Annotated in this window: 16 protein-coding genes; 4 read left to right on the plus strand and 12 right to left on the minus strand. The window is 67.8% G+C overall.

The features are described from left to right. Positions 1–105 precede the first annotated feature (105 nt). Complete coding sequence (locus tag B9N97_RS09760) at positions 106–804, plus strand: OmpW/AlkL family protein (protein WP_244560639.1); 699 nt, start codon at positions 106–108, stop codon at positions 802–804. Positions 805–955: 151 nt separating this feature from the next. Further along, the gene (locus tag B9N97_RS09765; RefSeq protein WP_085085800.1) at positions 956–1,390 is read left to right on the plus strand and encodes a CBS domain-containing protein; all 435 of its coding nucleotides are present in this window, start codon (positions 956–958) and stop codon (positions 1,388–1,390) included. Between the two features lie 95 nt (positions 1,391–1,485). Here the strand turns inward: B9N97_RS09765 and B9N97_RS09770 are convergent, their stop codons facing one another. The 5 genes from B9N97_RS09770 to B9N97_RS09790 form a co-directional block, all read right to left on the minus strand. Beyond that, positions 1,486–2,139: a response regulator gene (locus tag B9N97_RS09770; RefSeq protein WP_085085802.1), complete on the minus strand. Its 654-nt coding sequence runs from the start codon at positions 2,137–2,139 to the stop codon at positions 1,486–1,488. A 393-nt stretch (positions 2,140–2,532) separates the two neighbouring features. Next, positions 2,533–4,323: an acyl-CoA dehydrogenase C-terminal domain-containing protein gene (locus tag B9N97_RS09775; RefSeq protein WP_085085803.1), complete on the minus strand. Its 1,791-nt coding sequence runs from the start codon at positions 4,321–4,323 to the stop codon at positions 2,533–2,535. Positions 4,324–4,339: 16 nt separating this feature from the next. Beyond that, positions 4,340–6,694 carry a 3-hydroxyacyl-CoA dehydrogenase/enoyl-CoA hydratase family protein gene (locus B9N97_RS09780; protein ID WP_085085804.1) on the minus strand — a complete coding sequence of 785 codons (2,355 nt, stop codon included), beginning with the start codon at positions 6,692–6,694 and terminating at the stop codon, positions 4,340–4,342. A 25-nt stretch (positions 6,695–6,719) separates the two neighbouring features. After that, positions 6,720–7,856 (minus strand): thiolase family protein, encoded by a 1,137-nt coding sequence (locus tag B9N97_RS09785; RefSeq protein WP_085085806.1) that lies wholly within the window; start codon positions 7,854–7,856, stop codon positions 6,720–6,722. Then, a complete protein-coding gene (locus B9N97_RS09790) occupies positions 7,853–8,335 on the minus strand; it encodes a MerR family transcriptional regulator (protein ID WP_085085808.1) in 483 nt (160 codons plus the stop codon). The genes B9N97_RS09785 and B9N97_RS09790 overlap by 4 nt, the downstream gene beginning before the upstream one ends. Before the next feature lie 324 nt (positions 8,336–8,659). Between B9N97_RS09790 and B9N97_RS09795 the strand changes: the two genes are divergently transcribed. Beyond that, entirely contained in the window at positions 8,660–8,848 is a 189-nt protein-coding gene (locus B9N97_RS09795) for a hypothetical protein (protein WP_085085810.1), read from the plus strand. Here B9N97_RS09795 and B9N97_RS09800 read toward each other — a convergent pair. The 6 genes from B9N97_RS09800 to B9N97_RS09825 form a co-directional block, all read right to left on the minus strand. Beyond that, complete coding sequence (locus B9N97_RS09800) at positions 8,845–9,426, minus strand: hypothetical protein (RefSeq protein WP_085085812.1); 582 nt, start codon at positions 9,424–9,426, stop codon at positions 8,845–8,847. The genes B9N97_RS09795 and B9N97_RS09800 overlap by 4 nt on opposite strands. 10 nt (positions 9,427–9,436) lie before the next feature. After that, on the minus strand, positions 9,437–10,969 hold the full coding sequence (locus tag B9N97_RS09805) for an alkaline phosphatase family protein (protein ID WP_085085814.1): 1,533 nt from the start codon (positions 10,967–10,969) through the stop codon (positions 9,437–9,439). A gap of 107 nt (positions 10,970–11,076) precedes the next feature. Beyond that, positions 11,077–11,433 carry a hypothetical protein gene (locus B9N97_RS09810; protein WP_143266582.1) on the minus strand — a complete coding sequence of 119 codons (357 nt, stop codon included), beginning with the start codon at positions 11,431–11,433 and terminating at the stop codon, positions 11,077–11,079. Between the two features lie 473 nt (positions 11,434–11,906). Next, complete coding sequence (locus B9N97_RS09815; protein ID WP_244560640.1) at positions 11,907–16,706, minus strand: alpha-2-macroglobulin family protein; 4,800 nt, start codon at positions 16,704–16,706, stop codon at positions 11,907–11,909. A 186-nt stretch (positions 16,707–16,892) separates the two neighbouring features. Continuing rightward, entirely contained in the window at positions 16,893–18,551 is a 1,659-nt protein-coding gene (locus tag B9N97_RS09820; RefSeq protein ID WP_085085818.1) for a sensor histidine kinase, read from the minus strand. Between the two features lie 150 nt (positions 18,552–18,701). Further along, positions 18,702–19,865: an aminotransferase gene (locus tag B9N97_RS09825; RefSeq protein ID WP_085085820.1), complete on the minus strand. Its 1,164-nt coding sequence runs from the start codon at positions 19,863–19,865 to the stop codon at positions 18,702–18,704. Between the two features lie 193 nt (positions 19,866–20,058). Here B9N97_RS09825 and B9N97_RS09830 point away from each other — a divergent pair, with 193 nt between their 5' ends. Next, positions 20,059–21,078, plus strand: coding sequence for a purine-nucleoside phosphorylase (locus tag B9N97_RS09830; protein WP_085085822.1), 1,020 nt, complete (start codon positions 20,059–20,061; stop codon positions 21,076–21,078). A gap of 57 nt (positions 21,079–21,135) precedes the next feature. Here B9N97_RS09830 and B9N97_RS09835 read toward each other — a convergent pair whose 3' ends face one another. Further along, a complete protein-coding gene (locus B9N97_RS09835) occupies positions 21,136–21,426 on the minus strand; it encodes a hypothetical protein (RefSeq protein ID WP_085086687.1) in 291 nt (96 codons plus the stop codon). Between the last annotated feature and the right edge of the window lie 86 nt (positions 21,427–21,512).

The following is a 21,512-nucleotide window of genomic DNA, read 5'->3' on the forward strand; positions in this document are numbered from 1 at the left end:
CGTTGATCGGTTGTACACCCCCTAGTACCCTTACACGGTGTCTGGTAATAGCTCCATCGGCTGATGCCACAGAACAGCAACAACGCATTGCCTGGAGCAGACCCCATGACCATCCTGTCGCGCGCCGCCGCCGCCCTGCTGGCGACCTCGGCCCTCGTCGCCATTGCTTCCCCGTCGCTCGCTCAGGACTTCAAGGGCAAGTCGGCCGGCGACATCGTCATCCGTGCGCGCGGCCTGGCCGTGCTGCCGCAGGAAAAGGGCACCCTGAACAACAGCGCGCTGGGTGACATCGGCTCGGCCAAGGTCGGCAACGACTACATCCCCGAAGTCGACTTCTCCTACTTCTTCACCGACAACATCGCCGCCGAGCTGATCGCCGGCACCAGCCGTCACAAGGTCCGCGGCAACCTGCTGCCGGCGCTGGGCAGCGGCATCGAAGTCGGCAAGGTCTCCCTGCTGCCGCCGACCCTGACGGTGCAGTACCACTTCATGCCGAAGGAGCGCATCAGCCCGTATGTCGGCGCCGGCATCAACTACACCCTGTTCTACAACGAGGATTCGGCCAACAACCCGAACTCGGCCGGTCTGCGCATCACCGACGTCGAGTACAAGAACCGCTTCGGCTGGGCCCTGCAGGCCGGTGTCGACGTTGCCCTGACCGGCAACTGGTCGCTGAACCTCGACGTCAAGAAGATCTTCCTGAAGACCGACGTCACCGCGACCGTCAACGGCGCGCTGCCGGTCACCTCGAAGGTCACGCTGGACCCGTGGCTGGTCGGCGTCGGCGTCGGCTACCGCTTCTAAGGCCCGATTCGGGAGCAATCCCGGCAATCGGAAGGACGGCCTTCCCCATCCGGGGGAGGCCGTCTTTTTCTTTTTGCCGTCAGCCTTGCGGATTGTACGGTTATCCCCATGATTCTCCTATAGGGGTCAACGGAAGGGAGGCCGTACAGCCATGCATGTTGCAGCCGTCTTGAAGCGCAAGGGCAACCGGATCGTCTCCGCCGCGCCGGACGATACCGTGGCCGCCGTCACCCGTCTGCTGACCGAGCACCGGATCGGCGCCGTGCTGGTGACGAATGACGACGGGCTGCCGGTCGGCATCCTGTCGGAACGCGACATCGTGCGTGCCGTCGCCCGCGACGGTGCAGCCGCGCTGGATCGCCCGGCGGCCGACCTGATGACGCGGGAACTGATCACCGCCACCCCCACCGATACCGTCGCCGACATGATGGCGGTGATGACCCAGCGGCGCATCCGCCATGTGCCCATCGTCGAGTCCGGCCGGGTCGTCGGCGTGATCAGCATCGGCGACGTGGTGAAGGCCCGCATCGACGACGCCGAGTTGGAGGTCGAATCGCTGCGGGGCTATGTCGCCGGCATGGGATGAGAGCAGGGGGTGAGGCAAGCCGCGCCGCCTGAAACGCGAAAGGACCCGCCGGAGCGCTCCGGCGGGTCCTTTCATTTTGCTCGGGAAGAGCGGCGTCAGGCCGAATGCGACTGCGGGAAGGCCATCGCCGCCTGGGTGCGGTTGCGCACGCCCAGCGACTTGAAGATCGCCGTCATGTGGATCTTCACCGTTCCTTCGGACAGGCCCAACTCGTGGGCGATCTGCTTGTTCGACTTGCCTTCGCGCAGACGGTCCAGCACCTCGCGCTGACGCTGGGTCAGCAACTGCTCCAACTGCGGATCGGTCGGCGGGATCACGCCGCCCGCGCCACGCTGGTCGGGCTCCACCCCCTCGCGCAGGACCGTCGCCGGCACATAGACGCCGCCGGAGAAGATCAGGTCGAGCGCGCTCAGCATGATCTTCACGCTGGAGGATTTCGGGATGTAACCGGCGGCACCGTTCTCCAGCGCCTCCCGCACGTCGGCCTGTGCCTCCGACGCCGACACGACCACGACCTTCGCGTTCGGCTGCCGATCGCGCAGCATGCCGATGCCTGAGAAGCCGGGCCAGCCGGGCATGCGCAGGTCGGTCAGAACAAGGTCATAGGCCTCGTCCTTCGACGCCGCCATATCCAGAAGCTCGTCGAAATTGCTAGCCTCCGCAAAGGTAGCATTATCGCGAAGCTGCTCAAGCAGACGGCGAAGACCTTCCCGGAACAGGACGTGATCATCACCGATCAGGATCTTCATCGCTCAAACTCCCGAACCATGCCTGCCCCTCCGAAAGACGCCCCAAGGGCTTGAGAAAAGGAGGGGGCTGTCGCCACCCGCATATTCCCTAAAATCCAAAGGATATAGCAGGCACCGGCCGAACGTAATCTCTATTGAGATGTAACACGCAGGGACGAGAGGCGACAACCGGAAATTAACTTTTGTCACCGCTCCGACGGCCTAGCGGATAGGGGCAACACTTCCCAGGAGTGATATTTCTAAAGCGCTATGACAATTTTAGATCAATGTGCGAATGCGCCGCTGGATCTTGAAATATATAAAAAAAGCGCCGGCCGGTGCCGTTTTCGGGCACCGCACCGGCGTTGTAGTCGCACGCCCCGGAGGACGAAAGGACGCGGATCGACCGACTTGTTAGAACGCGGCCTCTTCCAGTTCCATCAGCGGCTTGGCGCCGGCGGCGATGGTGATGAACAGGCTGTTCGTCTGCGGCAGCAGCTTGGTCATATAGAAGCGGGCGGTCTTGATCTTGGCCTCATAGAAGGCGGCATTGCCCTCCCCGGCCGCGAGCTTGGCCTGCGCCTTCTCCACCATGGTCAGCCAGCTCCAGCCCAGCGCCACCAGACCGAACAGGCGCAGGTAATCGCTGGCGGCGGCACCGGCCTCCTCCGGATCCTTCAGGCCCTTCTGGGCGATCAGGGCGGTGGCCTGCTGCAGCTTGGCGAACGCCTTGGCCAGCGGCATCACGAACTCGCCCAACTCGTCCTTCTCCATCGCCGCCTCGATGTCGCGGCCGACGGGATGGAAGAAGTGGCGGAGCAGCCGGCCCATGTCCTGCGGCAGCTTGCGGCCGACGAGGTCGAGCGCCTGGATGCCGTTGGTGCCCTCGTAGATCTGGCAGATGCGGGCATCGCGGACATACTGCTCGACGCCGGTCTCCCAGATGAAACCGTGGCCGCCATGAACCTGCACGGCGATGTTGGCCGACTCGAAGCCGATGTCGGTGAACAGCGCCTTGACGATCGGCGTCATCAGCTGGACGAACTCGTCGGCGTCGCGGCGGGTCCGGGCGTCGGCGTGCTTCTCCGCCACGTCCAGGTGATAGGCGACCAGCGCGCCCAGCGCGCGGGCGCCTTCGCCGTAGGCGCGGGCCGTCAGCAGGTTCTTGCGCACGTCCGGATGGACGATGATCGGGTCGGCCGGCTTGTCCGGCGCCTTCACCCCCGACAGCGACCGGCCCTGGAGCCGCTCGCGGGCGTAGTTGACGGCGTTCTGGTAGGACACCTCGGCCAGCCCCAGCCCCTGGATGCCCACGGCCAGACGGGCCGCGTTCATCATCACGAACATGGCGCGCATGCCCTTGTGCGGCTCGCCCACCAGCCAGCCGGTGGCATCCTCGAAGTTCATCACGCAGGTGGACGACGCCTTGATGCCCATCTTGTGCTCGATGGAGCCGCAGGCGACGCCATTGCGCGCCCCCGGCGTGCCGTCTTCCTTCGGCATGAACTTCGGCACCAGGAACAGGCTGATGCCGCGCGTCCCGGCCGGCGCGTCCGGCAGGCGGGCCAGCACCAGATGCAAGATGTTCTCGGTCAGGTCATGCTCGCCGGCCGAGATGAAGATCTTGGTGCCGGTGATCTTGTAGGCACCCTCGCCGTCCGGCACCGCCTTGGTGCGGATGATGCCGAGGTCGGTGCCGCAATGCGGCTCGGTCAGGCACATGGTGCCGGACCAGGTGCCGTCGACCAGCTTGGGCAGGAAACGCTGCTTCAACTCGTCGGAGCCATACATCGCCAGCGCGTTGTAGGCGCCGAGCGACAGGCCGGGATACATGCCGAAGCTGAGGTTGGCGGAGCAGATGAACTCCTCCAGCATGATGTTGACCAGCTTCGGCAGCCCCTGCCCGCCATAGGCCGGGTCGCAGGCCAGACCCTGCCAGCCGGCGGCGATGTAGGTGTCGTACGCCTCCTTGAAGCCCTTGGGCGTGCGGACCTCGCCATTCTCGAACCGGCAGCCCTCGCCGTCGCCGGACTGGTTCAGCGGGAATAGAACCTCCTCGCACAGCTTGGCGCCTTCCTCCAGCACCTGACCGACGAGTTCCGGCGTGGCGTCCTCGTAGCCCGGCAGGGCCGACAGCTTGTCCAGGCCGACGATCTCGTCCAGGACGAAGCGCACATCCTCAAGCGGAGCCTTGTAGATCGGCATCTCTCGTTCCTCCCCCTCAGTTCCGCAGCGGCTTGCCGGTGAGCAGCATGTGCTCGATCCGGTCGATGGTGCCGCCGGTGCGCACCAGCCCCATGAACGCCTCGCGCTCCAGCCGCAGGACAAGGTCCTCGCCGACCGGCTTGGAGATGTCTGCCTCCTCGCCGCCGCTCAGCACCTCGGCCAGCGCGGCGCAGACCACCTTGTCGTGCGGCGTGACCTTGCCCTGCAAGGCGAAGCCTTCCACCGCCAGTTCCATCGCCGCCTTGGCGCTGGGACCGGGCAGGACGTAGGCCGTGGTCTTCTCCGGCGGGGTGTAGGTCTCCGCCAGTTCCAGCGCCTTGGACTTGGCGTCGGCCAGCAGGCGGTCGCGGTTCATGGTGATGCCGTCGGTGGCGCGGAAATACAGCAGCTCCTTGGCCTCGGCCGCCGACTTGGCGACGGTGGCGGTGCTGATGATCTCGAAGGCCTTGGCGATGCCGGGCATCGGGCCGCGCGGCGCCTTCGGATTGGTCTGATGGCGGGCCAGCATCTCGGTGCAGCCGCCCCAGGCCGGGATCAGGCCGACGCCGACCTCGACGAGGCCGACATAGGTCTCGGCATGGGCCTGGACATGGTCGGAATGCAGCAGGATCTCGCAGCCGCCGCCCAATGCCATGCCGCTGGGCGCCGCCACCACCGGGAAGGGGGCGTATTTCAGCGCACGGTAGGTGCGCTGGCCGCCCTCCACCATCTCCTCGATCTGCGGCCATAGGCCGATGTTCAGCGCGAACAGGGCGAGGCCCAGATTGGCGCCGACCGAGAAATTGTCGGCCTCGTTGTGGATGACCAGCGCCTTCCAATCACCCTTGCCGTCGCCGATCAGGCGCATCGCCTTCTCGTAGGCGGCCATGATGTCGGCGTCGACCGCGTTCATCTTGCTGGTGAACTCGACGCACAGCACGCCGTCGCCGATGTCCCACAGGCTGGCCGAGCCGTTCTTCCACACCGGCTTGCCGGCTGCCCGCTTGATGTCCGACAGCAGCAGCACGCCGTCCGGACGCACCACAGTGTCGTAGACGCCGGAGGTCGTCAGGTGCTGGAGCTTGCCGTCCTCCACCCGGTAGAAGGGGCGACCCGCGGCCGTCTCGACCAGCGCCGGGACCGGGATGCCTTCCGAGCGGCACAGCTCGGCGAACCACTCGGTGCCCAGCCGGTCGATCAGCTCGAACGGACCCTGCTTCCAGTTGTAGCCGAGGCGCATGCCCTCATCGACCGCCACGATGCTGTCGGCGATCTCCGGCACCAGGCTGGCGGCGTAGGCCAGAGTCTGCGCCAGGACGCGGCGGGCGAAGCGGCCGCCCTTGTCCGGGTGCTCGCACAGCTTGCGCAGGTCGCGGCCGGCGGCAGACACGCTGTCCAGCCGCGCCTTCTGCGACGGGGCGTACTCGCCGGTCTGGAGGTTGACAGACTCCTTCACCTTGCCGCCGCCGGCCTTGTTGATACGGTAAAAGCCGCCCTTGCCCTTGCGGCCGGTATAGCCCTCCGCGATCATCTTGGTGATGACCGGGTGTTCGCGCATCTGGCCGCGATAGGCGTCATTGGCCGGCAGGGTGGCCGACATACTCTTGGCGATGTGCGGCATCAGGTCCAGCCCGACGAGGTCCATCAGGCCGAAGACGCCGGTCTTGGGGATGCCCATCGGACGGCCGCCGACGGCGTCCGCCTCCTCCACCGTCAGCCCCAGATCGACCGCGGCGTTGACCGCGGCCTGGATCCAGAAGACGCCGATGCGGTTGGCGATGAAGCCCGGCGTGTCCTTGCAGTGGACCACACCCTTGCCGAGCCGGCGGTCGCAGACCTCGGCGATGGCGGCCAGCGCGTCGGCCCGGGTGTCGGCGCCGCCGACGATCTCCAGCAGCCGCATGTAGCGCGGCGGGTTGAAGAAGTGGGTGATCAGGAAGTCGCGACGGAACTGCTCGCTCTGGCCGTCCGTCAATACCGCCAGCGGGATGGTGGAGGTGTTGGACGACACCACCGAGCCCGCCTTGCGCACCGGATCGATGCGCTTGTAGAGGTCGGCCTTGATCGCCGGGTTCTCGACGATGGCCTCGACGATCCAGTCGACGTCGGCCAGCAGGTTCAGGTCATCCTCGAGATTGCCGGGCGTGATCAGCTTGGCGTTCTTGGGATGCATGAAGGGGGCCGGGTCGGTCTTCAGCATCTTCGCCACGGCACCCTTGGCGATGGCGCTGCGGTCGGCACCTTCCTTGGCCGAGCCCTCCTTCGCCGGAATGTCGAGCAGGACGCAGGGGATGCCGGCGTTGGCGAAATGGGCGGCGATGCCGGCGCCCATCACGCCCGCACCGATCACGGCGGCGCGTTCGATCTTCATGGTTTTTCCTCCCCGATCCCGTTCGTCAGACCGCTTCCAGGATGGTGGCGATGCCCTGACCGCCGCCGATGCACTGGGTGGCCAGCGCGAATTGCTTGCCTTCGCGCTTCAGCAGGGCCGCGGCCTTGCCGGTGATGCGGGCGCCGGTGGCCCCCAGCGGATGGCCGAGCGCCAGTGCGCCGCCGTCCGGGTTGATGCGGGACGGGTCGATGTCGAGATCGCGCATGCAGGCGATGGCCTGGGACGAGAAGGCCTCGTTGATCTCGATGATGTCGATGTCGTTGATCGACAGGCCGGCGCGGGCCAGCGCCTTGCGGGTGGCCGGGACCGGGCCCAGCCCCATCAGCTCCGGCGCGCAGCCGGCGACGGCGACCGAGCGGATCTTCGCCAGGATCGGCAGGCCGTTGGCGCGGGCGTATTCCTCGGTCGTCACCAGCACGGCGGCGGCGCCGTCGGTCAGCGGCGAGGAGGTGCCGGCGGTCACCGTGCCGTCGGCGATGAAGGCCGGCTTCAGGCCCGACAGCCCTTCGGCGGTGGTGCCGGGGCGGATGCAGCCGTCCTTGTCGACCAGACCGGCCGGGGTCTGGATACCGACGATCTCGTCGGCCATGCGGCCGGCGGCCTGGGCCTCCGCCGCCTTGGCGTGGGAGGCGACGGCAAGGGCTTCCTGCTCGGCACGGGAAACGGCGTATTTGCGGGCGACATTCTCCGCCGTGATGCCCATGGAGCAGTAGGCTTCCGGATAGGAGGCCTTCAGCGCCGGGTTCGGCATCGGGTTGAAGCCCATGATCGGCACGCGGGTCATCGATTCGACACCGCCGCAGATGAAGACCTCGCCGGCGCCCATCTGGATGGCGCCCGCCGCCTGATGGATCGACTGCATGGAGGAGCCGCAATAGCGGTTCACCGTGGTGGCCGCCGCGGTCTGCGGCAGCTTGGCCAGGAAAGCGATGCTGCGGGCGACGTTCAGGCCCTGCTCGCCCTCGGGGAAGGAGCAGCCGACGATCACATCCTCGATGTCATCGGTCTTCAGGCCGGTGCGCTCCACCAGCGCCGCGAAGACGCGGGCCAGCAGATCGTCGGGGCGGACCTTGGTCAGCTCGCCCTTGTGGGCGAAGGCGAAGGGCGAACGGGCATAACCGGCGATGACGACCGACTTCATGAGTGCTTCTCCTCCATGTCCTGCGTCTCCGTGATGCCGTTGCGGCGAAGATGCTCGGAGATCTGGGTGTCGATGGTGCACAGCTCCGCCAGCGTCTGTTTGACGTCGGCCAGCTGCTGTTCAAGCGCGGAAATCCGGCGGCGCGCGATCGTGCGCATGTAGCGCATCTGTTCGATCTGGGCGTCGTCGGTGTCGTAGAGGTTCAGGAAATCCTTGATCTCGGCCAGGCTGAAGCCCAGCCGCTTGCCCCGGCAGATCAGCGCCAGACGGGCGCGGTCGCGGTGGCCGTACACGCGGGCGCTGCCGATCCGCTCGGGAGACAGCAGTCCTTCATCCTCGTAATGGCGGATGGTGCGGTGGGTCAGACCGAACTCCCCGGCCAATTCGCCGATGGCAAGGCGCGGTTCACAGCCATGGCCGTCCGGCCTGCCGCCCTCCCCCGCCTCCATCGAACCCATGCTGACCGAAAGCCGATCCAAGCTGCCCACTCCCTTCCCTGACGTTTACGTAAAGGTAAAGTCGATGCCGCTTGCTGTCAACTGGCTTGTTGACCATGCGAACCAGTTCGGCGTACTGGGCGCCGCCAACGGTTTAGCCATGAACCGGTGCGGCGCGCCCGCGCAGTGACAGGATGCCACGCCCCGGCATAGGTGGCGGTTATGGCAGGCTTTGCAGCGAGCGCGCGCATCGGTCCATTTCCCCTGTCGATATGGGGATGGAATGCGGCGCCGGACAGACGGCCAGAAGGCCGCGGCGAACTTCAAGGTTTCGGGCAGATCGGGATAGGGTACGGGAGACAACCCATGTCGGCGCGCGCCATCGTATCGCTGGGCGTCTGGATACTGGCCATGGTGCTGATCGGCACGATGACCGTGGGCCTCGCACTGGCCTTCTACCTGCTGCTGACCCTGTGCTTCGCGCTGGTGGTGGCGGCCCTGACCCTGCTCGCCCGCCGGCGGGAGAGCCACCGGGGCGAGCAGAGTTACCTTTAGTCGGCCGCCTGCCTGCCGGCCGCCGTCCCGGGCGGGCGGAGGGGATCGCCCCAGCGGCTCAGCCCCGGCCGATCCGGATCGGGTTCCGGACAGCCGGCGGACGCCTGCCGGGCCTTCTTTTCCATGAAGCAGCCGCAATGGCTGCAGACCCGCGCATCGATCGGCAGGTGCAACGCCGTCGCGGCCAGCATGTGGAGCATCGATTGCGGTGCCGGACGGTAGCGGGGGCAGACGCCGCATGCCGCCAGCCGTCCCGCGGCCGTGTCGGCATCGACGATGCCGAAGCCGCTGCGTGCCCAACCCCAGAACCCCGCGACCGCAGCCGTCAGCGTGGCGCCGGCAGGCGGTGGTCCGGCAGGCTCGGCCGCCAGGGAAAACCGCTCGATCCGGGCGGCGATGTCGGCGACGGATTGCCCGGGCCGGGACAACAGGACGCGCTGCTCCGGATCGGCGAAAGCCCGGAGCAGCGCGTCGGTCGGCACATCGTGGGCAAGGCCGAGCAGGCGCGCCAGTTCACGGCATGCCTGCTCGGCCCGTTCCGCATCGGCGGGGTCGGGGAGGATGTCCTTCCCCGTCATGATACCGCCCTTACGAAGCCGTCGGCGCGGTTGGAGCGGCGCCGGCCTTCGCCTGGACCTCCTGCATGTACTGCTTGGCATCGCCAACCGTCTGCAGGGAGGATACGCGCGCCAGGATGGCCGGATGCTCCGCCGGCGGCGAAGTCTGCAGATCATGCATGGCATGAAGCTGCACGAAACCAACCTGGCTGGCCGGCATCGGTGCGTCCGCCGGCGGAGCGACAGGAGCCGGCGCGTTGGTGACGATGTTGCCGAACTCCGCCGGCTGCGGCAGCGTGGCCGGGGTGTCGGTCCGCGGCGTCGACAGCGACAGCAGCGACAGCACGTTGTTGGCCGCGGCATCGCGCTTGGTCAGCGGCTTCAGCCCATAGACCGCCTCCAGCGTCGCCGGGATGGAGGAATGGTCATAAACGCGATGGTCGACGGTGTTCTTCGGGATCAGCGGCGACACCACGACCGCCGGGACGCGGACGCCATACTGCTCGAAGGTGAAGCCGTTGACGTTCAGCCCGAATTCGGGCCCTGTGTCGCTCGGCTTGGTTTTGGGCAGCGTGTCGCCCGGCGCGACCGCGGCCGGCGGGGCGACGTGGTCGTAGAAACCGCCATGCTCGTCCCAGGTGATGATGAGCAGGCTGGTTTCCCACAGCGGCGAATTGCGGATCGCCTCGTACACCTGCTTGATCAGCGTCTCGCCGCCGGTCACCCCGTCCATGGGATGCTGCGAGGTGCCGCCGGTGTAGCTGCCGGCCCGGACATTGCCGTAATTCGGCTCGATGAAGGTGTAGAGCCAGGGGTAGTTCCCCTGCAGATCCTTGGCGAGCTTGTCCAGCGAGTTCACGTCGGAGAAGTTGACGCCGGCAAGCGCCGCGGTGATCGTGGTCAGCGCTTCATAGCCGTACAGCCGCCAGCCGAAATCGCCGCCGTTGGGCTTGGCGCTCAGCGCCTGGAAGATGGTGCCGTTCTTGAACTTCACACCTGAAAAGGTGTCCCATTTCGCCATCTGCTCATCGGTCGGGCTGGCGTCGAGGCCGTCCGAAGAGGCGGCGTGGGCGAAGAAGCGGTTGGGCCAGGTCGGGCCGGGCAGCGACGAGAACCAACGGTCGCAGACCGCGAACTCGCGGGCCAGCGTGTTCAGGATCGGCAGCTGCGACGGCGCGTAGCAGCGCATGATCATCGCCAGATCCTGGACCGGCGCCTTCCCTTCGTCGTCCGAGGTCGAGTCCGCGAAGTTGGCGACGAAGCCGCTGTTGTCGATCGCAGGATAGCTGCCGCCGGACGTGTAGCTGGCGCCATGACCGCAGAGCTGCTCCACCACGTCGGCAAATTCGTGGCCGGGATCCACCGGCAGGGTCTGGTCGGCCGGCTGGGACACCGTGTAGGCGACGCCGTTGTAGCTGTTGGACTCCTTGCCCGTCAGCCCGTCGACCGCCGTCGGCTGACCGGTGACGGCGTCGGTGCCGGTGATGCCGGAAAATCCGAGCAGATTGTCGAACGACCGGTTCTCCAGCATGAGAACGAAGACATTGGTGATGTTCGAAGCCATGGAGCGACCCTCTTGCTCGCCGTTGAACGTCGGGTGGGTGATGCCGCCGCACGGCGCCGGACGGCGGGCAGATGCGCCCGCCGGTCCGGCGCCGACCGTCGGCAGCCTCAGCTGGAGACGGAGGTCGTGCAGGAGCCGGAAATCAGCGGCATCATGAAAGTGCTGGTGGTGAACGGGAAGTAGTAGGTCATGCCGTCGTCCGCCGACTGGCACTCGCACTCCTTGGTCGGGGCCTGCAGGCTGCCTTCGGTCTGATAGACACCCTGGCTAGACCCGTCGACCACCTCGGCCCGGCAGTACCAGTAATCCATGCCGGTGCGGCCGAAACCGGTGTTGAAGCCCACTTCGAGCGGCCCGGCAAAGCCACCGGGAGCAACGGGCGTGCTGGACTGCCAGATCACCGGCGCATCGTCGCTGTAACGATGGGAAAACGAGAAAATGGCGTTTCCACCGGTGTTGTTCACGACGTACATCTTGAGAGAGCTGTTGCATGACATACTATCGCACTCATTTTGGTTTCTCGTGCCCAATGCACATATACTTGAATATCAACGTAGCTATATCGCGGTCAATTTTTCGGAGTGCACTTCTTGAGACTTTTTCTCGCGATGAGAGTCATCAGTTAGACATATTGGTGATAAGAAAGACGAATATCGTTTCAATTCGGCGATAAGATCGCATTGTTAGATACATTTCGTTTTTTGGGTCGTGTTTATCTACCATTTTATATATAATAGGTTGCATTTTTGCGACGCGGATGCGCCCACTCCGCCGTGCAGGACGAGTGCAGACGCACATCAATGCACTTATTGCTGGCTCCTGGGGGCCAAGCCGCAAAAGAAAACCCCATGATCGAGCCCGCAGGCGCAATCATGGGGTCCATGTCGGCATGTTCAGCCGGCGGACCGGGACCGATCAGGTCCCGCCCCCGGATGGCTCACTCCGGCAGCACGCGCAGCCGGGATGCGGCGGTGCGGGCGGACAGGTGGGGACGCTGCAGGTCCTGGACCTGGGCTCCGGGCACCGCGAAGTCGCCGGGGGTCACGGCGCGGACCAGATAGACCAGCCGGAAACGGGGCGCCGTCTTCGGCAGGTCGACCGCGGCGAGGAAGCGGTCGTCGCGGAACTCGACATTGCGCACCGCCGACAGCTCGCCCAGCCAGGACAGCTTGCCGAGCTGGCCGCTGTTGGCGAGGCGTACATTCTCGATCTCGAAGCCGGCCGGCAGCGGATCGCTGACCAGCACCGAATGGTCGAGCGGATCGCCGACCTCGCCCTCCAGCGTCACCACCAGCAGGTCGTTGTGGCGGATGCCGGCCGGATCGACCGGACGGCCGGCCATGTCGAACAGGCGGCGGCGGATGGTCATCCCCTGCTCCTCCGCGCCGGCCGGCTGGTCGGGCACGCCGGCGACCGACACCGTCTGCCGGACCTCGCCGCCGAGGTTGCGGATGGCGGGCGGGGCGGCCGGATCGACGGGCAGGATCTGCGGCTTGGCGTTCTCCACCGTCTGGTCGCCGATGGCGAGCTTCATCGGCGCCGCGCGGTCGATCAACGCCTTCGCGGCCAGCAGCAGCCAAGCCTGCTCCTGCGGGTTGGTGGTGCGGACGGCGGCGAAGGTCTTGGCCACCCGCTCGGCCGCCTGGAAGATGCGATCGCGGTCCACCGCGCCGCTTTCCGCCATCAACACCACCACGCCGGCCTCGTCGCGCAGGGAGGAGCCCTGGTCGCGCAGGCTGGCGGTGACCATGCGGGCGCCGGTCAGCTTGGAGAAGGCGTCGGTCGCCCCCTGCTGGTCGCCCAGCACGGCGGTCGCGGCGGCGATCTGCGCCCGGCCGAAGTCGGTCTGCAGCCGGTCCCAATAATTCTCGCGGAAATAGCGCACGGCACCGGCGTCGATCATCTTCGCCCGCGCCAGCACATAGAGCGCATAGGCGCGGCCCGGCAGGTCGGCGGTCTCGACCCAGGCGTTGTCGATGGCCTGCTTCAGCCAGTCCAGTCCCTTGCGATAGGGCTGGTCGGGGATGCGGTAGCCCGCGGCCTTGGCCCGGCCCAGCACATCGACGGCGTAGGCGGTCAGCCACGGATCCAACTCACCCTTCGGCGACCAGGCGGCGAAAGCGCCGTCGATGCGCTGGAAGGTCAGCAGCCGGTCGACGCTGCGCTGGACGCGGGCCTTGATGCGGTCCTCCGGCGCGATGCCGAGATTGGCGGCGACGTCGCTCATCGACAGCAGCGGCAGGATGCGGCTGGCGGTCTGCTCCGCCCCGCCCGGTGCCGCGCGGTCGAGCGCGAAGAGAAGGCCCGCCACGTCGAGGTCCGGCAGGGGGGCGACGACCGCACCGACCGACAGGGTTTCCGGCCGCAGGCCGGCGGTGATGTCGGCGGGAATGGTCAGGCTCTTGTCGGTCGGCAGTGCCGTGGTGTTGCGGCGCGCCACCAGCGGCGTTGCCGGACGGACGGTCACGTCCCAGCGGCGGGTGACGCGGACGCCCTCCGGACCGGTGACGTCGAGCGTGACATGGCCCGAACCGACGGCGGTGGCGGTCAGCACCCGGCCGGCGGTCGCCCGCTTGCCGCGTGCGAGCTTCGGCACGGCCAGCTCGTTGCCGGACTCCGACTGGGCCCCGGATTCCGACTGAACGATGGCGACGGCGCCCTCCGCGGTCAGGGTCATGGTGTAATCGCCGGACGGGCCGTTCAGGTTGTCGAGCGACAGCAGGACCTGTGCCGAGTCTCCGGGGGCGAGGAAGCGCGGCAGCACGGCGTCGGCGACGACCGGATCGCGCACCAGCATCTGGCTTTCGGCATGGCCGATCCGCCCCTCGCTCCAGGCGACGGCCATCAGGCGCAGGCGCCCCTGGAAATCGGGAAGATCGAAGGGAACGGAGACCTTGCCGTCGGCCCCGACGGTCTGGATGCCGGAATAGAGCGAGACCACACGTTCGGACTTGGGCGGCACCAGCCCGGCGATCTGGCGCAGGCGCGGCGTCGGCTGGGCCGGCGGACGGGCGGCGTCCAGGCTGGCCGGATCGATCAGGCGGCCATAGGAGTCGCGCAGTTCCACCCGGAGCGGACGCTTGCGCAGATAATGGCGGGCCGGATCGGGCGAGGGCTGGTCGGTCAGCTGCATCACCGATTCGTCGACGGCGGCCAGGGTGACGAAGGCCTGCTTGCCCTCCGCCACGCCGTCCACCGTGATGTCGGCGGTCATGGCGCGGCGCGGCTCCGTCTCCGCCGGGGCGGAGAGACGGACGTCGAGGGTGCGCGGAGCCTTGTCCATCGCCAGCCACGCAAGGCCGACGGCGCGGCGCGGCGGCTTCTTCGACTGCGGGTCGGAGGTGGCGAAGGCGGTCGCCAGCACATGGGCGCCGCTGGTCCAGCCCTGCCCGATCGGGATTTCCAGGAACGCGCCCTGGGTCCCGATGGCGCGGGTGACGGCATAGGAGACGCCGCGGTCGGCCACGGCGACCAGCACCTGACTGTCATAGGGCGGCTTGACGAAGACCCAGGCGCTTTCCCCGGCGCGGTAGGCCGGCATCATCACCGAGACGTCGACGGAGTCCGGCCGCTCGCCGGCGGTCGGGGTCATCCACCAGCCGGCCGCGAAGCGGAAGCTGCTGGCGACACCGGTCTTGGGATCGAACACCTCCAGCCGGTAGCGCCCGGCGGTCACCGGGGTCTCGACCGAAACGGGCGCGCCGGCCTGGGCCGACAGCGAACCGCCGGTCACCCGCTGGTCCTTCACCGTGACCTTGTAGTCCCAGCGGCCGTTCGCCTCGTACCAGGAGTAATCATACTCCTCCTCGAACAGCTCGTAGGAGAGGTCGGCGTGGTCGGTCGGCTTGCCGTCCGGGCCGACGGCGACGACGTCGAAGCCGGCGGTCGCCCCCTCCGGCACGCCGTCGCCCTCGAAGCGCGGCTTGATGCCGATGGCGAAGGGCTGGTGACGCACCGGCAGCACGAAATCGCGGCCGACCGGACGGCCGCCGAGGTCGAACAGGGTGGCGCGCACCACCGCCTCCAGCGGGCGGGTGCTGTCGGGCGGGCGCGGCAGCTTGACCTTCAGGCGGGCCGAGCCGTTGGAATCGGTGATGAAGCCCGGCAGATCGGCGCGGGCAGGCTTCACGTCCTCCTGCACCAGACCGAAATGATAGCCCGGCAGGTTGGGATAGGGGTTGGCGGCGGCGCGCAGCGTCACCGTCAGCTCGCCCGGCAGGCCGGAGGCCGGCGCGCCATAGAGATAGTGGCTGTCGAGCGCGATGTCGGCCTCGCCGTCGGAAGCCAACTCCGTCGTCGGGGAGGCGAGCGCCACGTCCAGCCGCGGCGGCACGAAATCCTCCAGCAGGAACTCGGCCTTGCCGATGGCCGGGCCGTCCGGCTCGGCATGGGCGGTGACGATCCAGTTGCCGGGATAGGCGTTCATCGGCAGGTCGATGCGGGTGGCATAGCCACCGGCCCCGCTGTCGGTCAGGCCGCGCCGCTCCACCTCGAAGCCGTCGGGGCGCAGGACGCGGATGGTCAGCTGCTTGCCGGCGGGCGGCGGGTTCAGGTCGGCGTCGCGCAGCAGCGCCGTCAGCTGCACCGTCTCGCCCGGACGGTAGATGCCGCGCTCTGTATAGAGATAGGCGTCGAGGCCGCCGGCGGCCGGGCGGACGATCGTGGCGGGCTTGTCCGGCGTGTCGGCCGGCGGGGCGCCGCCGGCGGTCAGGTCGAGAACGGCGAAGTCGCCGTCGCCGCGCGCGGCGAACAGCGCCTGCACCGGCTCCGCCCCGGCGGCGCGCAGGGCCGCGAGGTCGAAACGGCCAAGCCCGTCCTCGCCGGTCTGGACGCGGCCCAGCTCCGTGCCGTTGCGGGCGACCAGACGCAGTTCCACCCCGGCGGCCGGCGCGGCGCTCTGGACGGAGCGGGCGAAGACCACCAGCGAATCCTCGCCGAGGATGGTGTTGAGGCCGAGGTCGGAGACGACGAACCATTGGGTCGCCTTGCGGTCCCAGCCGCCCGGCTTGATCTCGTCAGCACCGGCGACGGCGACATAGACGCCGGGCTCCAGCTTGCCCAGGACAGCATCGATCGGGAAGGCGGTGGTGACGGTGCGGTTCGGCTGGTTGCCGATGCCGATCTCGCCGCGCCACACCTCCTGGCCCGATTTGTCCAGGATCTCGCCGATGTCGTAATCGGTCATCTGCTGGGTGATGCGGCCGAAATAGATCTTCTCGACCAGCGCGCGGTCGGCGATGCGCAGAACCTGCAGCTTCGCCCGGTCCAGGTTGATCGAGCGCAGCGGCAGGCCGTCCGCCCCCACGCGGGGCAGGATGTAGCCGGCGCCGCGGAAGGCGAGCGAAGGCTTGCGGTTTGGCACCTGCACCTCGCGGGTGTCGGCGGCCGGCAGACGCTTGCCGTCGGCTCCGGGAAGCCCGTCCTTCAGCGTGACGCGGTAGGTCTCGCCATGGTGCAGCCCCTCGACACAGAGGGTGCGGTCGCGGGCGATGGCGGCACCGTCCACCGCCGGCTCCACCGCCACATAATCGCGGAAGTTGACGGCGCGCGAGCGCTCCAGCCGGTCGGTGAAGGTGAAGCAGGCCTGTGGCGTATCGCGCTCCGCCACCACCTCGACACTGGAAACGCCGAAGGGCACCGGCTCGGCCGGCGGGTCGGCGGCGAGGGTCTGGGAGGCGGTGAACGTGCCGGAGCACGCGACAAGAACGGCACAGACACGCGCCAGCGCACGCAACATTCTGGACAGGCCCCAATTCCGCGGGTGGGTCCGGAAGCACGCGGCCGGGGACAGCCCTGGCGTCGGCTCGGACCTGGACAAAACCGGCGCGGAGTATGCCCAAGCGGCGGGGGTTTCGCCATGGCTTTGCGGCACCGCCGCGAAGATCGATTTGGTTGCGGGCCGGATCGGCAAGGGATTTGTGGATCAGGCCGCGAATTCCAGGGTGATCTGGCTGCCCTGGCCGGGCCGGCTGTCGATGCGGAGGCTGCCGCCATGCGCCTCGATCAGCGACTTGACGATGGGCAGGCCGAGACCGGTGCCGCGGCCGGGATGGGTGGTGAGGGCGGAGGTCTGGCCGAAGGGGATGGAGGCCTGGCGCAGTTCCTCCGCCGTCATGCCGATGCCGTTGTCGGTGACGCGGATGATGCAGCGGCCATGGACCCCGCGTCCGACGCTGACCAGCACGCGCCCGTTCTCCGGGGTGAATTTCAGGGCGTTGCCCAGCAGGTTCAGCAGCATCTGCTTCAGCGCCCGCTCGTCCGCCCGCACCAGGGCCGGGGCCGGCGGGCGGTTGATCTCCAGCCGGATCGACTTCTGTTCCGCCTGGGGGGTGACGATGCGGATGGCCCATTCGGCGGCGGCGACGGGGTCGACCTCCTCCATCAGCAGGGCGAATTTGCCGGCCTGGAGCCGCGACAGGTCGAGGATGTCGTCGATCAGCGTCAGCAGATGCCGGCCGGAGGCATGGATGTCGCCGGCATAGTCGGCATAGCGGTCGCCGGCATCGGGCCCGAACATCCGGTCCTTGATGATCTCGGAAAAGCCGATGATGGCATTCAGCGGCGTCCGCAGTTCGTGGCTGACGCGGGCCAGGAAGTCGCGGTTGACCGCCAGCGCCTCCGCCAGCCGTTCGGCATTGCGGTGCTGCACCAGCAGCAGGGCGGCGACCAGCAGGACCGAGATGCTGAGCAGGGCGGCGATGATCCGCATCTGTCCGCGGAATCCGGCGACCGCGGCGTCGATGTCCTTCACGGCGACGCCGACGACGAGGATCAGCGGATAGCCTTCCACCGGGCGGTAGGCGTAGGCGCGGCGGACGTGGTCGGCGATGCTGTCCTGCCAGAAGACGCCGGTGGGCGACCGCCGCGCCGTCTCCCACAGGGCCGAGGCGGAACCGTCGAGCCCGACCGCATTGCGCCCGTCCTTGGAGCCGCGGGCGCGAATGATCCTGTCCAGCCCGATCAGGGTCACCACCCCGTTCCGGCCGACATCGGCCTGCCGGTAGAAGCCGGACAGGTAATCGGGGTCGATGTTGGCGATCACCACCCCGGCGAAGCCGCCCGCCGCATCCTCCAGCCGGCGGGAAAGCCGCAGCAGCGGCTGGCCGGTCGCCGACCCGGCGAAGGGCGTACCGACCTTCATCAGCCCCCGCCCCTCCCCCCGGTGGAAGGCGAGCAGGCCGTCGTCGTCCAGCCGGTCGGGCGGACCGATTATTCCGCTGCGGAAGAGCTGGGCGCCGTCGGGACCGAAGACCGAGACGTGATGGATCAGGGCGGTGTCACAGAGCCCGTCGTCGACGATGCGGCGGGCACGGGCCAGCCCGCCATCGGCAAAGCGCTCGGCGAAGGAGCGGAGCGTGGTGTCGACATCATGCAGGGTGCGGCTGGTGCTGCTTTCATACGCGCGGGCCGTCGCCTCGGCATTCGCCAGCGCCTCCTGCGTCTGGGTTTCCAGCATGGAGGAGGCCATCAGGGCATAGCCGGCCCATATCCCGGCGAGCGCCAGGACGGCAGCCGTCAGGATGCCGGTCCGGAAAGAGGGAATCCGGACGGCTGGGAACCGAGGGATCGGGAGACGTGGCATGCCCTGCGCTCCGCCGTTCCACCGCTCCCCCCACCGGTGCGCTGCAGCGGGCGACGACCGGCCGGGGAAAGACCAATCATCGCGCCGACAGGTTAAAACTTGCCAAACATCCGGATAATCCGCACGGACAACTATACTGTCCGTATGGCGTTATTCGCTTACGAAGCGCTTCCGCAGCCTGCCGATGGCCTCGTCGAGCACTTCATCACGCTTGGAGAAGCAGAAGCGGACGACGTTGGTCGGCGCGTTCTCCACGAAGAAGGCGCTGACCGGGATGGCGGCGACCTTCGCCTCAGCCACCAGCCAGCGGCAGAAGGCCTGATCGTCGCCGTCGAAGCCGAAGCGGGAAATATCGGCGGCGACGAAATAGGTGCCGGCGCTGGGCAGAACGTCGAAGCCGACCGAGGCGAGGCCGGCCGACAGCCGGTCGCGCTTGGCCTGCAGCCCGGCGGCGAGCCCGGTGAAATAGCCCTCCTCCTTGCCCAGCCCGAAGGCGACGGCGGTCTGCAGGTTCGGCGGGGTGGTGAAGGTCAGGAACTGGTGCGCCTTCGCCACCGGCTGCAGCAGGTGCGGGGCGGCGGTGACATAGCCGACCTTCCAGCCGGTCAGCGAGAAGGTCTTGCCGGCCGAGCCGATCTTCAGGCAGCGGTCGCGCATGCCCGGCAGGGTCATCAGCGGGATGTGGCGGCGGCCGTCGAAGACGATGTGTTCGTACACCTCGTCGCAGACGGCCAGCGCGTCGTGGCGCTGCACGAATTCGGCGATCAGCTCCAGCTCCGCCCGGTCGAAGACCTTGGCGGCGGGGTTCAGCGGGTCGTTGATGAGGACCAGCTTGGTGCGGGGGGAGAAGGCGGCCTCCAGGTCGGCGCGGCTGAAGCTCCAGTCCGGCGCCTTCAGCGAGACGAAACGCGGCACGCCGCCGGCCAGCCGGACGATCGGCAGGTAGCTGTCGTACATCGGCTGGAACAGCACCACCTCGTCGCCCGGATTGATCAGGCCGAGCAGGCAGGCGGTCAGCGCCTCGGTCGCACCGGAGGTGACCATCGTCTCGGTCTTCCAGTCGATGTCGAGGCCATAGAAGCGGCCGGCGTGGGCGGCCAGCGCCTGACGCAGCTCGGGCGTGCCCATCATCGACGGGTACTGGTTCCACCCGTTGAGCAGCGCGTCGGCCGCGGTCTGCAGCACATCGGCCGGCCCGCGGTCGTCGGGGAACCCCTGGCCCAGGTTGATCGCGCCATGCTCCTCCGACAAGCGGGACATGACCTCGAAAATGGTGGTGCCATAGCTGGACAGCAGCGCGTTGCCCGACTTCACCGGAAGACCTCCTCATGCGAACGGACGCACAAGATGGCTGCTGCGGGGCGACCCTGTCCAGTGCCCGCTTCCGCAGGGCTGGCGGTTGTCGGCGGACCGCTGGATTGTTTGCGCTGGCACGGCGCAACGGAGACGGCCATGGTATGGCCATTGCATACTCAGGTAAGTTTCCGTCCCAAGGAGTGAAGGTCCGATGTCATTGTTCTCCCGCTGCCGCGGCGCCGCCCTGTCGGCTCTGCTCCTGTTCGGGCTGGCTGGTTCCCTGCAGGCCGCGGAGCCGATCAAGGTCAAGGTATTCGTCGGCTCGATGTTCGAGATCGGCAAGAACACCGGGGACCGCGCCGGCGAGTTCCAGCACTGGTACGAGCGCTACTGGCAAACGGCCGAGCCCATCACGGTGAAAGGCGCGCTGAACCCGGTCTACTGCAACGCCGACGGCGTGTGCGGGTCGGTGCTGGGCATGGGGAAGGTCAGCTCCTCCGCCTCGATGCAGGCGATCCTGCTGAACCCGCAGCTCGACCTGTCGCAAGCCTATTTCCTGGTCACCGGCGTGGCCGGCACCCCGCCGTCGCGCGGCACCATCGGCGAAGTGAACTGGGCGACCTGGGTGGTCGACTATGATCTGGGCCACCGCTGGGCGCCGGAAGAAGGCAAGCCGGGCGAGCCGACCTTCATGCCGCGCAAGGGCTATGAGGCGGTGCGGCTGTTCCCGATGAACCCGGCGCTGGTGTCCTGGGCCATGCGCCTGACCGCCGACACGCCGCTGAAGGACAGCGACTCCGCCCGCGCCTATCGCAAACGCTATCCGCAGGAAGCCGCGCAACGTGCTCCTTTTGTGGGCACCGGCACGCACATGACCGGCGACACCTTCTTCCACGGCCCCGGCATGTCGGCCCAGGCACAGTACATCGCAAAGCTCTATGGTGCGGACGACTACGTCATCACCGAGATGGAGGCGGCGGCGATCACGCTGGTCATCAAGCGGCTGCAGGGCTCCGACCGGGTGATGAGCCTGCGCGGCGCCGTGAATTTCGATCAGGGCAACCCGAACGAGACGACGCTCCAGCATCTTGACCCGAAACCCGGCGAGACCGCCGGCGGCTTCGCCGAGACGGTGGAGAATGTGGAACTCGTCGGGTCACGCATGGTCGACCACATCGTCGGCCATTGGGACCAGTGGAAGGACGGCGTTCCGGCCCTCCCGGCGCAGTGATCCGAGGCACCGCAAGCATCGTCCGTCTGATCCGCCCGCCCGACCGGCGCGGGCGGATCAGCCGCCGTGCATCTTGCGCAGGCGGCGGGCACGCAGCTTCTGGCGGATGCGCTCGATCGGACTGAACATGCGGGGATAACGGCGCTTCGACCGGACGAACAGGCGGCGGGCGTCGGCGGAGTTGCGCAGCACCAGCACGCCACCCAGCAGCATCACCGGCAGCCCGCCCGGACCGGGCAAGGGGGCGAGCAGCAGGCCGAGCAGGATGATGGTGCATCCGGCGCCGATCAGGGCCAGCTGACGCACGCGCGCGAAAGACAGCGTCTGGGCGGTATCGGGGGGACTCATCTGCGGTTCGCCAGGCTCCATGCTTTCCATTAGCCTGCATATGGGCCGGGAGAGGCGGGTCTAAAAGGCCCCCTCCCCTTTGCGGA

The sequence above is a fragment of the Azospirillum oryzae genome, assembly GCF_900177515.1.
In the GTDB taxonomy this organism is placed as follows: Bacteria; Pseudomonadota; Alphaproteobacteria; order Azospirillales; family Azospirillaceae; genus Azospirillum; species Azospirillum oryzae_A.

Excerpts from the sequence above, each read along its gene's own strand:
- B9N97_RS09760 (WP_244560639.1), top strand. The coding sequence starts at position 106 with ATGACCATCCTGTCGCGCGCCGCCGCCGCCCTGCTGGCGACCTCGGCC.
- B9N97_RS09765 (WP_085085800.1), top strand. The coding sequence starts at position 956 with ATGCATGTTGCAGCCGTCTTGAAGCGCAAGGGCAACCGGATCGTCTCC.
- B9N97_RS09770 (WP_085085802.1), bottom strand. The coding sequence starts at position 2,139 with ATGAAGATCCTGATCGGTGATGATCACGTCCTGTTCCGGGAAGGTCTT.
- B9N97_RS09775 (WP_085085803.1), bottom strand. The coding sequence starts at position 4,323 with ATGCCGATCTACAAGGCTCCGCTTGAGGATGTGCGCTTCGTCCTGGAC.
- B9N97_RS09780 (WP_085085804.1), bottom strand. The coding sequence starts at position 6,694 with ATGAAGATCGAACGCGCCGCCGTGATCGGTGCGGGCGTGATGGGCGCC.
- B9N97_RS09785 (WP_085085806.1), bottom strand. The coding sequence starts at position 7,856 with ATGAAGTCGGTCGTCATCGCCGGTTATGCCCGTTCGCCCTTCGCCTTC.
- B9N97_RS09795 (WP_085085810.1), top strand. The coding sequence starts at position 8,660 with ATGTCGGCGCGCGCCATCGTATCGCTGGGCGTCTGGATACTGGCCATG.
- B9N97_RS09800 (WP_085085812.1), bottom strand. The coding sequence starts at position 9,426 with ATGACGGGGAAGGACATCCTCCCCGACCCCGCCGATGCGGAACGGGCC.
- B9N97_RS09805 (WP_085085814.1), bottom strand. The coding sequence starts at position 10,969 with ATGGCTTCGAACATCACCAATGTCTTCGTTCTCATGCTGGAGAACCGG.
- B9N97_RS09815 (WP_244560640.1), bottom strand. The coding sequence starts at position 16,706 with ATGTTGCGTGCGCTGGCGCGTGTCTGTGCCGTTCTTGTCGCGTGCTCC.
- B9N97_RS09820 (WP_085085818.1), bottom strand. The coding sequence starts at position 18,551 with ATGCCACGTCTCCCGATCCCTCGGTTCCCAGCCGTCCGGATTCCCTCT.
- B9N97_RS09830 (WP_085085822.1), top strand. The coding sequence starts at position 20,059 with ATGTCATTGTTCTCCCGCTGCCGCGGCGCCGCCCTGTCGGCTCTGCTC.
- B9N97_RS09835 (WP_085086687.1), bottom strand. The coding sequence starts at position 21,426 with ATGAGTCCCCCCGATACCGCCCAGACGCTGTCTTTCGCGCGCGTGCGT.